The organism is Xanthomonas sp. NCPPB 3569 (assembly GCF_041475645.2).
Lineage (GTDB): Bacteria > Pseudomonadota > Gammaproteobacteria > Xanthomonadales > Xanthomonadaceae > Xanthomonas > Xanthomonas phaseoli.
Map to the genome: position 1 here is coordinate 484,415 of NZ_CM192969.1, position 13,787 is coordinate 498,201.

Genomic DNA, 13,787 nt, shown 5'->3' on the forward strand with positions numbered 1-13,787 from the left:
CATGGCCCGTTTCTTCATCGACCGTCCCATCTTCGCCTGGGTCATCGCCATCGTGATCACCCTGGCCGGCGCGCTTTCGATCCTGTCGTTGCCGCTGGAGCAATATCCCAACATCGCCCCGCCGACGATCAACGTCAGCGCCACCTACACCGGCGCCTCGGCGCAGACCGTGCAGAACTCGGTCACGCAGATCCTCGAGCAGCAGATGACCGGGTTGGACCATCTGCTGTACATGTCCTCCAGCAGCAGTTCCGCCGGCACCGCCTCCATCACCCTGACCTTCGACTCCGGCACCGACCCGGACACCGCCCAGGTGCAGGTGCAGAACAAGGTGTCGCAGGGCGAGGCGATGCTGCCGGAGGCGGTGCAGAGCAATGGCGTGACCGTCACCAAGTCCATGGGCAGCAGCATGTTCATGGTGCTGGCCTTCACCTCCGAAGACGGCAGCATGGACAGCACCGACATCGGCGACTACATGGTGTCCACGCTGCAGGATCCGATCAGCCGCATCAACGGTGTCGGCGGAGTCAACGTGTTCGGCTCCGAGTATTCGATGCGGGTGTGGCTGGATCCGGAGAAGTTGCGCACCTACGCGCTGATGCCCGCGGACGTGAGCACCGCGATTTCGGCGCAGAACGCCGACGTCTCCTCCGGCGCGCTGGGCGCGTTGCCGGCGGTGCAGGGCCAGCAGCTCAACGCCACGGTCACCTCGCGCAGCAAGCTCAAGACCCCGGCGCAATTCGAGGCGATCGTGCTGAAGTCGCAGCCCGGCGGCGCCACCGTGTATCTGCGCGACGTGGCGCGGGTGGAGCTGGGGTCCAAGTCGTATGCCTCCAGTTCCAAGTACAACGGCAAGTCGGCCTCGGGCATGGGCCTTGAACTGGCGACCGGCGCCAACGCACTGGATGCGGCCAAGGCGGTGGAAGCCAAGCTGGAACAACTCAAGCCCTACTTCCCCACCGGGCTCAAATACGAGATCGCCTACGACACCACGCCGTTCGTGCGCATTTCCATCGAGGAAGTGGTCAAGACCCTGCTCGAGGCAATCGTGCTGGTGGTGTTGGTGATGTACCTGTTCCTGCAGAACTGGCGCGCCACGCTGGTCCCGGTGATCGCGGTGCCGGTGGTGCTGCTGGGCACCTTCGGCGTGCTGGCGTTGCTCGGCTATTCCATCAACACGCTGACCATGTTCGCGATGGTGTTGGCGATCGGTTTGCTGGTCGATGACGCCATCGTGGTGGTGGAGAACGTCGAGCGCCTGATGAGCGAGGACGGCATGTCGCCGCGGCAGGCCACCCACACCTCGATGGGGCAGATCTCCGGCGCACTGGTCGGCATCGCCCTGGCGCTGACCGCGGTGTTCCTGCCGATGGCGTTCTTCGGCGGCGCCACTGGCGAAATCTACCGTCAGTTCTCGGTGACCATCGCCGCAGCGATGCTGTTGTCGCTGCTGGTGGCGTTGACCCTGAGCCCGGCGTTGTGCGCCAGCCTGCTCACGCCGGTCGCGCACGGTGGACAGGTGTCGCGCAAGGGCGTGCTCGGGCGCTTCTTCGCTTGGTTCAATGCCCGCTTCGACCGCAGCGCCGATGGTTATGGCCGCGGCGTGGGCAAGTTGATCGGCCATCGCAAACTCGGCGGGCTGGTCTATCTGGTGCTGCTGGTGGTGATGGCGCTGTTGTTCTGGCGCCTGCCCAGCTCGTTCCTGCCCGACGAAGACCAGGGCATGCTGATGGTGATGTTCACCACGCCGGCCGGCGCCACCCAGCAGCGCACGCAGCAGTCGATCGATCAGGCCACCAGCTTCATCCTCAAGCAGCCGGAAGTGGCGGGGATGATGACCATCTCCGGCTTCAGCTTCGCCGGCAGCAGCCAGAACTCGGGCATGGGTTTCATCAAGCTCAAGGATTGGGCGCAGCGCGACGTGCCTGCGCAGGAGATCGCCAACCGCATTACCGGCGCGATGATGGGCACGCTGCCGGATGCGCAGGTATTCGCGCTATCGCCGCCGGCGATCAACGGCCTGGGGACCAGTTCCGGTTTCACCTTGCAGTTGCAGGACGTGGCCGGCAAGGGCCACGACGCGCTGGTCACCGCGCGCCAGCACCTGCTGCAGCTGGCCAACGCCGACAAGGACCTTACCGCCGTGCGCTTCAACGGGCTGGAAGATGCGCCCACTTACCGCGTGCAGATCGACGACGCCAAGGCCGGCGCGCTGGGTCTGACTGCTTCGGACATCAACGCTACGCTGGCCACGGTGATGGGCGGCAGCTACGTCAACGATTTCCTCAACAACAACCGGGTCAAGCGCGTCTACGTGCAGGGCGAGGCGAGCGCGCGCATGCTGCCTGCCGACATCGGCCGCTGGTACGTGCGCAACAGCAGTTCGGAGATGGTGCCGTTTTCGGCGTTCTCCAGCAGCGCGTGGGCGTATGCGCCGCAGGTGCTGAGCCGCTTCAATGGCGTGGAGTCGATGGAGATCACCGGCAGCGCCGCCAGTGGCATCAGTTCCGGCGAAGCGATGAACGGCATCGCCGCGCTGGTGGGCAAGATCGGCAAGGACGTGGGTTACGCCTGGTCGGGCATGTCCTACCAGGAGCAGGCCGCCGGCGCGCAGACCTGGATGCTGTACGCAGTGTCGCTGGTGTTCGTGTTCCTGTGCCTGGCCGCTCTCTACGAAAGCTGGTCGATCCCGATCTCGGTGATGCTGGCGGTGCCGGTGGGCATCGTCGGCGCACTGCTGGCAACGTGGCTGCGCGGGCTCTCCAACGACATCTATTTCCAGGTCGGCCTGCTGGCGACGATGGGCCTGGCGGCCAAGAACGGCATCCTGATCGTGGAGTTCGCCAAGGAACTGGAAGAGAAGGGCCAGCCGCTGATCGAAGCGACTCTGCATGCCGCGCGCATGCGCTTGCGCCCGATCGTGATGACCTCGCTGGCGTTTCTGCTCGGCGTGCTGCCCATGGTGGTCAGCAGCGGCGCCGGTTCCGGCGGACGCCATTCGCTGGGCACCGGCGTGTTCGGCGGCACGCTGGTCTCGACGCTGCTGGGCATCTTCTTCGTGCCGTTGTTCTACGTGGTGGTGCGCAGCGTGTTTCCTGGTAGGGCGTCTGATCGCGCGACAGCCGCCGAGACGTTAGAGGTGGCCCCGTGATGCGTTACCGCGTTGCAAGTGTGGCAGTGGCCTGCGCCATCGCCTTGAGTGGTTGCGTCAGCATGGCGCCGCAGTACGCGCGCCCGGATGCGGCGGTGCCCAGCGTGATCGGCGACACCGGCAGCACCGGCAACGCAGGCACCGGCATGCCGAATGTGGCCGCCCTGGATTGGCGACAGGTGGTGACCGATGCGCGTCTGCAGCAGGTGGTCGCGCTGGCGTTGGACAACAACCGCGACCTGCGCGTGGCGGTGCTCAATATCGAGCAGGCACGCGCGCAGTACCGCATCCAACGTGCAGACCTGTTTCCTTCCGTCGATGCCACCGTCTCGCACACCGCGCAGCGCGCCGCGGCAGCGACCAGTTTCACCGGCGCGCCGCAGATCATCCGCAGCGCCAGTGGCCAGGTCGGCATCAGCAGCTGGGAGCTGGATCTGTTCGGCCGCATCCGCAGCCTCAAGAACCAGGCCCTGGAAAACTATCTTGCCAGTGAGCAAACCCAGCGCAGCACGCGTCTGAGTCTGGTCGCTGAAGTGGCCAACGACTGGTTGACCGTCGCCGCCGACCAACAGCGTCTGGCGCTCGCGCAACAGACCCTGGACAGCCAGCGCCAGACGCTGCGTCTGACCGAGCTGCAGCACGACAATGGCATCGTTTCCGGCCTGGATCTGGCGCAGATCCAGACCAGCGTGGAAAGCGCGCGCGCTGATGTGGCCAACTACACCACCCAGCTGGCGCAGTCGCGCAATGCCTTGAATCTGGTGGTGGGCACCTCGGTGCCGGCTGCATTGCTACCTGCCAGCGATGCGATCGAGACGGGCGTGGCACTGGCGCCGCTGCCGGTCCAGCTGGAATCGCGGGTGTTGTTGCAGCGCCCGGACGTGCTGTCGGCCGAGCACACGCTCAAGGCCGCCAATGCAGATATCGGCGCGGCACGTGCGGCCTTCTTCCCCACCATTTCGTTGACCGCCAATGCCGGGCGCGGTAGCGATGCGTTGTCCAGCCTGTTCGATGGCGACCATACCTGGTCGTTCTCGCCCAGCGTGAGCTTGCCGATCTTCCGCGCCGGTGCGTTGAAGGCCGAACTGGATGTGACCACCTTGCAAAAGGACATCACCATTGCGCAGTACGAATTGGCGATCCAGACCGCCTTCAGTGAAGTGGCCGATGCGCTCGCCGAACGCACCCAGCTCGAAGAACGCAGGCATGCGCAACAGGCGATGGTGGCCGCCGCACAACGCAGCTTCCACCTGTCGGATGCGCGCTATCGCAGTGGCGTGGACAGTTACCTGGTGGCGCTGGATGCGCAGCGCACGCTCTACAGCGCACAACAGACACTGATCAGCCTGCGGCTGACCGAGGCGAGCAATCGGGTGACCGTGTACAAGGTGCTCGGCGGTGGCGCCGATGCGCAATCGGTCGTGGTATCAACCCAAGCCCCGGCCCCGCAACGCTAGCGCCGGATGCAGCGCGATGGCCGGCGCACGCACCGGCCATCGCACCGCAGATCAACCGGTCTTACCGGGCCGCATTCGCATTCATCACTGCATTGCGGTTGGCATCCAGATACTGCGCCGGGTCGCGCATGCCGGTGGTGTGGCATTGGCCGGTGGTGTGGCCGCGATTCACACCGCCCGGCAGCTGCGCATTGACCTGCTCCACCGTGCCGTCTTCCGGATCGTTCAAGACCAGATCCGAGGCGGCGTTGCAGTAGTCGTTGGTGTACCAGTTAGTCTTGGCGAACGAGGTGGTGTAGTAGTTGACCTTGGCGCGCGCGTCGGCGGGAATGCCGGCCAGCCACGCCTTGGCGCCGTCGTAGGTCATGTCGCTATTGGTGCCGCAGCCCACGCCGAACCACGAACCCACCGCGGCCAGCACGCCGGACAGATTGGTGCCTTGATACGGCGTGCCCACCGATTGCATCACTCGCCCACCGCTGGCGTTATCCAGCCCGCTCCAGTAGTAGGTATACAGGTGCAACGCGGCCATGCCGCCCTGGCTGTGCGCGACCGTGGAGAACGACGACCATTGGCTGGCGAACTGCGCGATGCGCTGCGCGAACTGGTCGTTGCTGCGGTTCTGCTTGGCATCCAGGAAGGTCGATGCATTGGTGAATTGCGCCTGCGGCCACACACCGTTGGAGCAATAGCCGTGCACCAGCACCAGTTGCGACGTGGCGGCCTGGGGCTGTGCCGTCGCCATCGCGGAAGCAAGTGCAGTGGGGCGCGGGCCCATGCGCATGCTCTCGTCGATCGCCGTGCTGGCGCGGGCGATACTGGCGCGGCGCAACGCCGGCACGTGTAGCGGCAGCGTGCCGGCCTGCACCAGCGGAATGTAATGGTCCGGGTCTTCGATGCGCAGGCTGCGCAGCGTAAACGGTGCCCGCGCACCGGCACGCGCAATCCAGCGTTCGTCCAGACTCAGTGGCAACTGGCCCTGCTGCGGCGTCAGCATGCCGCCGATCCATGCCACTGGCACATCCTTGCCCTTGGCATCGGTGCCCCATACCTGGCCGAACACGCGGTAATGCGACGGCGCGTTGCCACGCGCCGCGACCGGTAGCGCAATCGTCAGTCGCGTGCCCTCTGCAGCGCGCGCCCAGTGCATTGCCGAGCAGACGCAACGACGTATCCACCACCGGCACCACATGCTCGCTGGTCCGCACGAACGGCTGGCCAGCTTGGTCATGCCCATGCACGACGACCTGCGCAATCCAGGTGCCCTCGCTGGTCGGTTGGAACGTGCCGCCGTACACGCCATCGCCAGCGGCGCCATCGTCGTGCTTGCCGTCGTCGGCCATCGGCATGCTGCGCACACCGCCTTGCGGATCGATCACACGCAGGCTTGCCTGGTCGATCGTTCCGGCTTGTGCCGTCAGCAGCGTGGCGCCGCGTACATCGTTGCCGCTCAGCAGCGCGTTGAGCGTCAGCGACTGGCCAACCTGCTGCTGACGCGTGCGCAGGTACGAAGCAAGCTGCGTGCGCGCATCGCCTTCCATCAGCACGTAGCCCCGCTGCGCCACCGGCGAGGACGACTGCAGCGTCAATGACCATGCGCCGTTGCGCGCGGAATCCACGGCGTAGCGCATACCGCTGGTGCCATGCTCGGCGGTGCCCAGCAGCGTGCGCTGCGCTTGCAGCGGCGTCGCCACCGCGGCGGTGCGCGCGCCGGCAAGCTCAGGTGCAGCCACCGCCACATTCCAGGCCTGATCGCCTGACAGCACCATGAAGCGCAGGCGTCCGTTTTCCACCGGCAAGTTGCCTTGCCAGCGTGCGGATCGACCGGCCGGTGCCAGTTCCACCGGCAGCAATGCACTCTTGGACAAGATCGCCGACTCGGCCGGATCTGGCGCACGCATCTGCGCGAACTCTTCCGGTGGGCCAGCCAGTTGTTTGGGCTGCAACTCGGCCGCCGCAAGCGGCGCACAGAGCAGTGAGAGGGAGCACAACAGCGACAATAGCGACGGCTTCGGCATGGCAAGATCTCTCCGTGAGCATTGCAGAAGCGATGCCATCGCGCATGGCAACGACATCGGATGCAGCGCCCCCTCGCCGCGATTCGTCGATGGTTATACCGCGCTCTTGTGACAGGTCTGCTGTGCGCTGCAACACTCGCGGCGCTGCGCGCAGGTGGCCGAAATCAACGAGCAAGCAGGGCGATCGGAATGGCGGGCGCGGCCTTGGTGCAGGCAGAAGCACGCAGCGCATGCAGACACAATTCTGCTTCAATCTCGCGCACTGCCGCCGTAGAGGCCAGATTGCATTGGCCAAAAGGAATGCAGCGCATTCGGTTACTCTCATCCTGGCCAATCTCGCCGCGGACTCATGGCCCGACCAGCAACGGTGTGACCGCCTCGAGTCCGCGTACACGAACATACAGACAGATCTGGTTTACGCCTGATCCGCAGGCCCGGAGCTAACCCGATGCTGCGGCGCATTGCGAGAGCGATACTGCGCAACCCATTCCACCGACTGGGCGATGCCGCCGAACGGAAACAGGTGCAGGCGGACATCTCCATGCGCTTGCGTCAGGCGGCTGACGAGGCGACCGACAAAGCGATCCGGCCCCGCGTTGCCGAACAATTTGCCAATGGAGATGCCATGGTTCGAGAGCACCGACGCGCAGGCGCCGACGCCGCAGCGTGCCGCATAGCGTGCGAGGACGGCGACGCTGGCCGGACCAGGCACGCCCACCCGCACCGGATGGCTCATGCCACGCGCGCGCAGCGCCTCCAGCCATGTCACCACGAGGTCGGCATCGAACCCGAACTGCGTCACGATCAGGGGCGCCATGCCGCGCTCCTGGATGCTGCGGCACTTGCGTTCCAGTACGTCCCATTGTTCTGTCGTGCGCATGATCGAATGTCCCTCCGGATGACCCGCTACGCCGACGCTGCGGATGCCTGCGCGTTCAAACACACCGGTCTCGATCAGCGACACGCTGTCGGGAAACGGGCCCTTCGCAGTAGCGGGATCGCCCGCGATCACCAGGCAGCGGGTGACGCCGGCCTCATCGACCAGGCGCGCGACGGATGCCTGCAGTTCCTCGAGCGCGCCGATGCGACGCGCGGATAGATGCGGTACCGGTTCAAAACCCAGGCCGCGCACCGTCCGTGCTGCGGCCAGCCGCGCAGCCTCGTTCTGGCCTGGCAAGTAGGGAATGAACATGGCGCAGCCAGGCAGGATACGCGGCGCCGCGTCGGTCAGTGCGCCGATGTCCTTGATGCTGACCTCCAGCGAATAGGCGTCGGTAACGATGCTCGCCAGGTGTGGCGTGTCGGTAGAAATCACGGGTCTTGCGGTCTTGTCATGATGATTGGGTGGCATCGCCGCGACGCGCTGATCGGGCCGGACGCAGCGCGGAATCCACGTGTGGTTTCCGCGGCACTGGCGAAAGGCTCAGTCTTCCGGCGTGTCATCGCCGTAGAACTTCACGCCGAGTTGAATACGCTTGCGACCACTGTCCACACGATGCCGATTGGTGTCGCGCAGGGAATAGACGCAACCGCAGTATTCCTGTTGATAGAAGTGTTCGCGCTTGCTGATCTGAATCATGCGCGAGGCGCCACCGCCCTTGCGCCAGTTGTACTCCCAATACATCAGGCCGGGATACCTGGCCGCAGCGCGAATGCCGCAGTCGTTGATCTGCTGCATGTTTTTCCAGCGCGAGATGCCCAGCGAACTGGTGATCACCGGAAAGCCGTGCTCGTGGGCATACAGCGCCGTGCGTTCAAAGCGCATGTCGAAGCACATGGTGCAACGCACGCCGCGCTCAGGCGCGTTTTCCATCCCGCGTGCCCGCTCGAACCAGTTGTCCCGATCGTAGTCGGCATCGATGAAGGGCACGCCGAACTGCTCGGCAAAGCGCACGTTCTCGTCCTTGCGCAACTCGTATTCCTTGCGCGGATGAATGTTGGGGTTGTAGAAAAAGATGGTGTAGTCGATGCCGGAGGCCAGCATCGCCTCCATGACCTCGCCAGAGCACGGCGCGCAGCACGAATGCAGCAAGACCTTGGCGTGGCCATCAGGCAGTGGCAGTGGCATGCGTTGGGCAGTGGAATCCATCAGTGGGGTCCTTGCGTGGAGGCAGTGGCATTGGCCGGCGCACGCGCCAGTTCGATAAACGCGCGCAGGTAATCGATGCCGATGTCCGCCTCGCGTGCGCCCAGGTAGATCTGCTTGGGGATGCCGCGCGCACCCAGCCGCACCGGCACCACGTCCATCCTGGCCGCATATTCCTCCACCAGCCAGCGCGGCATGGCGGCCACGCCGCGGCCGCTGGCCACCATCTGCATCATGATGTCGGTGGTTTCGATGGCCTTGTGGCGCCGCGGGGTAACGCCGGCCGGCAACAGGAACTGGCTGTAGATATCCAGGCGCTCAAGATCCACCGGGTAGCTGATCAGCACTTCGCGCGTGAGCTGCTGTGGCTTGACGTAGGCCGCCGATGCCAGCGCATGGCGCTTGGCCACGACCAGCACCTGCTCATAGTCGAACACCGGCTCGAACCTGAGCCCTGGCTTGAACAACGGGTCGGGTGTGACCAGCAGGTCGATCTCGTAGCCGAACAAGGCACCGATGCCGCCGAACTGGAACTTCTGCTTCACATCCACATCCACATCCGGCCACGTGGCCAGATACGGCGCCACCAACTTGAGCAGCCACTGGTAGCAAGGATGGCATTCCATGCCGATGCGCAGCGCACCGCGCTCGCCCTGCGCAAACTGCCCCAGCCGCTCTTCGGCCAGATCCAGCTGCGGTAGCACCCGGTTGGCCACCGCCAGCAGGTACTGGCCGGCCTGGGTCAGGCGCAGGCTGCGGCCCTCGCGCAACCAGATGTCGGTGCCCAACTGCTGTTCCAGCTTCTTCATGCTGTGGCTCAGCGCCGACTGGGTCAGATTCAGCACGCCGGCAGCGGCTGTCAGCGAGCCTTGCTGCTCGACCTGCTGGACGATGGTGAGATGGATGCGCTCAAGCATTCAATGATCCGAATTCATGGATTGTTGAAATAACACCATTTTACTTCATCGAATGCGAGCCCTAGCATCGGGTTCGTTGTTCAGTCGCTGCCGCTCGACGGTTCGGACCAGGGCCCGGCCCATGGGCCGGACCGCCATCTTCCGGCGCGCTGCACGACATCCCACCGTCAAGGTTTCCCAGCATGACTGTCAAACACCCACTCCGCGTCGTTGCGGTCTCCGGCGGGATGCAACGCCCCTCCAAGGCTGTCGCCCTGGCAGAACACCTGCTGGAGTTGATCGCCGATCAGGTGCCGTGCGAGCGCCATCTGGTCGAAATTGGAGCGTTGGCACCGCATTTTGCTGGCGCGCTCTGGCGGACCCAGGTGCCTGGCGCGGTGGAGCAGGCGCTGCGCCTGGTGGAGCAGGCCGACATCCTGGTGGTGGCAACCCCGGTCTACCGCGGCTCCTTCACCGGGCTGTTCAAGCATTTCTTCGATTTCATCGATCAAGACGCGTTGATCGACACCCCCGTGCTGCTCGCCGCAACCGGGGGCAGCGACCGCCATGCGTTGGTGATCGATCATCAGCTCCGCCCGCTCTTCAGCTTCTTCCAGGCACGCACCCTGCCGCTGGGCGTCTACGCCACCGACCGCGACTTTCTCGACTACCGCGTGCACAACGAGGCGCTGGCTGAGCGGGCCAGGCTGGCGGTACAGCGGGCATTGCCGTTGATCGAGCTGACCCGGCATGCGCGGTCCATCGCCGCGCAGGGCGTGGCTGCAGCCTGAGGGCCCAGCTCGCGATCGCCAGGAAACCGGAGCAGCAGGCAAGCGCGCACTGCTCCAATTCCCGGCCTGCATGCCGCCGGCATTCGCCGTTACGCAGCGCATGCGCGTTCCCATCTCAGAAACAAGGCAGCAGTTCGCAATGACTCACGCATTGAATTTCGCCATCAAGAGCCTGCGCTTCGATGAGGACTACCGTCCCTCGGCCACGACGCGCAATACCACCAATTTCGCCAACCTGGCCAGGGGTCAGCGACGTCAGGAAAACTTGCGTAACACGCTGGCGATGATCAACAACCGCTGCAACGACCTGGCGCACTGGGATAACCCCGGCCGTGACCGCTATGCGCTGGAACTGGACATCATTTCGGTCGAAATGCAGATCGGCGAACGCGCGCTGGACGATGCGTTCCCGTTGATCGAGATATTGAAGCCCACCATCGTCGATCGGCACACCGGTGCGCGCATCGACGGCATTGTAGGCAATAATTTCTCTTCCTACGTGCGCGACTACGATTTCAGCGTGCTGCTGCCCGCGCACAACCAAGACGCGTCCGGCTTCAACATTCCGGACGATTTTGGCGACCTGCACGGCAAGCTGTTCAAGCACTTCGTCCACTCGCCCGCGTACTGCGCGCATTTCCGGAAGTCGCCGGTCATCTGCATCAGCGTCTCCACCAGCAGAACCTATCACCGCACCGGCAACCAGCATCCCATCCTGGGGATCGAATACCGGCAGGACGCGTTTTCGTTGACCGATCAGTATTTCGAAAAGATGGGCCTTAAGGTGCGCTATTTCATGCCGCCCAACAGCGTTGCGCCCTTGGCGTTCTACTTCTTCGGCGACCTGCTCGGCGACTACACCAACCTGGAGCTGATTGGCACCATCGCCACGATGGAAACGTTCCAGAAGATCTACCGGCCAGAAATCTACAACGCCAACGCTGCAGCGGGGCCGACCTATCGGCCGAGCCTGAAGCATCAGGATTATTCGTCCACCCAGATCGTCTACGACCGCCAAGAGCGCAGCCAGCTCGCCGTGACGCAGGGCAGATTCACCGAAGAGCATTTCATCCGGCCCTACGGCAGCCTTCTTGCGCAGTGGGCGTCCAGCCACGCTTCCTAATCAACCAGAACCCACGATATCCCACATCATGACCAAGCTGCTCCCCACCTCAACCGCCGGTAGCCTGCCCAAGCCGTCCTGGCTTGCCCAGCCCGAGACCCTGTGGTCGCCCTGGAAATTGCAGGACGCCGAACTGATCGAAGGCAAGCAGGATGCATTGCGGTTGGCGCTGCAGGAACAGCAGCACGCCGGCATCGATATCGTCAGCGACGGCGAACAGACCCGTCAGCATTTCGTCACCACCTTTATCGAACATCTCAGCGGTGTCGATTTTGAAAAGCGCGAGACGGTGAGGATTCGCGACCGCTACGACGCCAGCGTGCCGACCGTGGTCGGCGCGGTCAGCCGCCCAACGTCGGTGTTCGTGGACGATGCCAAATTCCTGCGTCAGCAGACCCGCCAGCCGATCAAGTGGGCGCTGCCGGGCCCGATGACGATGATCGACACCCTCTTCGATGCGCACTACAAAAGCCGCGAAAAACTGGCATGGGAGTTTGCCAAGATCCTCAATCAGGAGGCCAGGGAACTGGAAGCCGCCGGCGTGGACATCATCCAGTTCGACGAGCCGGCCTTCAATGTCTTCTTCGACGAGGTCAACGACTGGGGTGTTGCCACCCTGGAACGCGCGGTGGAAGGGCTGAAGTGCGAGACCGCCGTCCACATCTGCTATGGCTACGGCATCAAGGCCAATACCGACTGGAAGCAGACGCTGGGCTCGGAGTGGCGCCAGTACGAAGAGTCGTTTCCCAAGCTGCAGACATCCTCGCTGGACATCATTTCGCTGGAATGCCACAACTCGCACGTGCCGATCGATCTGATCGAACTGGTCCGCGGCAAGAAGGTGATGGTCGGTGCCATCGACGTGGCAAGCAGCACGATCGAGACACCGCAGGAAGTGGCCGAGACGCTGCGCAAGGCGCTGCGCTTCGTCGATGCCGACAAGCTCTATCCCTCCACCAACTGCGGCATGGCACCGCTCGCCCGGCACGTGGCGCGCGGCAAACTCAGTGCACTCAGTGCAGGCGCGCAGATCGTGCGTGGAGAGCTGTCGGCTTAGTCCCGCTGCCACGGCAGTGCGCCACGTGCCGTCGGGCGGGCCTGGCATGCGCGCGAACGCAGCAGATGGCGGTCGTGTATGGCGTCCACTTCATCGCCAGCGGTTGCGCACGGGCGTCGCCGGAGCCTGATCGCTCCGGCGCCATGCAGGGCGCAACGCTCATGGCCCACGCATCTCATCGCAGGCTGCAGGATGCCCTTCCGGCCTTCAGCCGCTGCGTGCAACGCGACGGCGTGCATGCCAGGCCGTCAGTAGCGGCACCAGCAACGAGGTGACGATGACCGCGCTGGCCACCAGCGCTGTCGCAGCCGGCGCCGCGGGTGCGAACTGCGGCGCCATGCCGGCGATCAGCGCCGGAGTGGCCACGGCGGCACCCGCCGTGCTGGAGGCGGCCACCCCGGCCGTGCCGTTGCCGCCGCCGATCCAGCGGTCGGCCAGCAGCAAGGGCAGCCCGGTGATCGCGATGACTGCCACGCCCAGCAGCACCCCGCTTGCGCCGGTACGCGCGATTGTCGACAGATCCAGCGTGTTGCCGAGCGCGAAGCCGAAGAAGGGCACCAGCGTCTTGGTCGCCTGCGCGAAGAACTGCCGCAATTCCGCATCGAGGTTGCCCAGCGCAAAGCCCAGCAACAGCGGCAGCACCGCACCGACGAACAGCCGTGGGTCGAAGCTGGCCAGGCCGCTGGCACCCAGGATCAGCATGGAGATCAGCGGGCCCGATTCCAGCGACATCAGCACCACCGCACCTGCGTCTTCGCTGCTGCCGTATTGCTGCATCAATGCGGCGTACAGCCCGCCGTTGGTCATGTCCATCGCAGCCACCAGCGCCAGGACCGACAGCCCGGCCAGCGGCCCGCTCGGCACACCGCCGATGGGAAGCAATGGGGCGCACAGCATTGCGACGAGCCAGGCCACCGCGATCTTGGTCAGCACCAGGCTGCCCGAACGGCGCAGCACCCGTCCGGAGGCGCGCAGCTGGATGCTCGCTCCCATGCAGAAGAACCACACCGCCAGGATCGGAACGGTGCCGCTGATCAGGCCGTTGCTGAAAGACCCCAAGGTACTGCCGGCCTGCGGCCAGAGCGTGTGGCAAAGCGCCCCGAGCAACAAGGGGGCCAGCATCATCCCGCCAGGAAGCCGCTCCACTGTGGCCTTGATGCGCATCTGCGTTCCAGTGAGCGCGTCACCACGCGCGAGGCTGGCAGCAT

9 protein-coding genes and 1 pseudogene are annotated in these 13,787 nt (G+C 64.7%); 5 read left to right on the forward strand and 5 right to left on the reverse strand.

Annotated elements, in window-relative coordinates; all coding sequences use genetic code 11:
- The first annotated feature begins 1 nt into the window (after window position 1).
- On the forward strand, window positions 2-3,151 hold the full coding sequence (locus tag ACCQ03_RS01950) for an efflux RND transporter permease subunit (RefSeq protein ID WP_209227566.1): 3,150 nt from the start codon (window positions 2-4) through the stop codon (window positions 3,149-3,151).
- Complete coding sequence (locus ACCQ03_RS01955) at window positions 3,151-4,608, forward strand: efflux transporter outer membrane subunit (RefSeq protein ID WP_209227568.1); 1,458 nt, start codon at window positions 3,151-3,153, stop codon at window positions 4,606-4,608. Before ACCQ03_RS01950 ends, ACCQ03_RS01955 begins: the two co-directional genes overlap by 1 nt.
- 61 nt (window positions 4,609-4,669) lie before the next feature.
- On the opposite strand, the pseudogene ACCQ03_RS01960 reads toward ACCQ03_RS01955, so the two are convergent.
- The 4 genes and pseudogenes from ACCQ03_RS01960 to ACCQ03_RS01975 all read right to left on the reverse strand — a co-directional run bounded on the left by ACCQ03_RS01960 (window position 4,670) and on the right by ACCQ03_RS01975 (window position 9,629).
- Window positions 4,670-6,626: pseudogene (locus tag ACCQ03_RS01960) on the reverse strand (choice-of-anchor X domain-containing protein).
- Between the two features lie 415 nt (window positions 6,627-7,041).
- Complete coding sequence (locus ACCQ03_RS01965; RefSeq protein WP_057679498.1) at window positions 7,042-7,941, reverse strand: methylenetetrahydrofolate reductase; 900 nt, start codon at window positions 7,939-7,941, stop codon at window positions 7,042-7,044.
- Window positions 7,942-8,049: 108 nt separating this feature from the next.
- Window positions 8,050-8,715, reverse strand: a complete 666-nt coding sequence (locus tag ACCQ03_RS01970; RefSeq protein ID WP_057679497.1) for an epoxyqueuosine reductase QueH — start codon at window positions 8,713-8,715, stop codon at window positions 8,050-8,052.
- Complete coding sequence (locus tag ACCQ03_RS01975) at window positions 8,715-9,629, reverse strand: LysR family transcriptional regulator (protein WP_017157615.1); 915 nt, start codon at window positions 9,627-9,629, stop codon at window positions 8,715-8,717. Before ACCQ03_RS01975 ends, ACCQ03_RS01970 begins: the two co-directional genes overlap by 1 nt.
- A gap of 182 nt (window positions 9,630-9,811) precedes the next feature.
- Here ACCQ03_RS01975 and msuE point away from each other — a divergent pair, with 182 nt between their 5' ends.
- The 3 genes from msuE to ACCQ03_RS01990 all read left to right on the forward strand — a co-directional run bounded on the left by msuE (window position 9,812) and on the right by ACCQ03_RS01990 (window position 12,579).
- Window positions 9,812-10,399, forward strand: coding sequence for an FMN reductase (gene msuE / locus ACCQ03_RS01980; protein WP_209227570.1), 588 nt, complete (start codon window positions 9,812-9,814; stop codon window positions 10,397-10,399).
- Window positions 10,400-10,538: 139 nt separating this feature from the next.
- Window positions 10,539-11,522, forward strand: coding sequence for a DUF1852 domain-containing protein (locus ACCQ03_RS01985; RefSeq protein WP_209227572.1), 984 nt, complete (start codon window positions 10,539-10,541; stop codon window positions 11,520-11,522).
- A gap of 28 nt (window positions 11,523-11,550) precedes the next feature.
- Window positions 11,551-12,579 carry a methionine synthase gene (locus ACCQ03_RS01990; RefSeq protein WP_017157612.1) on the forward strand — a complete coding sequence of 343 codons (1,029 nt, stop codon included), beginning with the start codon at window positions 11,551-11,553 and terminating at the stop codon, window positions 12,577-12,579.
- Window positions 12,580-12,786: 207 nt separating this feature from the next.
- Here ACCQ03_RS01990 and kdgT read toward each other — a convergent pair whose 3' ends face one another.
- Window positions 12,787-13,743: a 2-keto-3-deoxygluconate transporter gene (gene kdgT, locus ACCQ03_RS01995; RefSeq protein ID WP_057679515.1), complete on the reverse strand. Its 957-nt coding sequence runs from the start codon at window positions 13,741-13,743 to the stop codon at window positions 12,787-12,789.
- Between the last annotated feature and the right edge of the window lie 44 nt (window positions 13,744-13,787).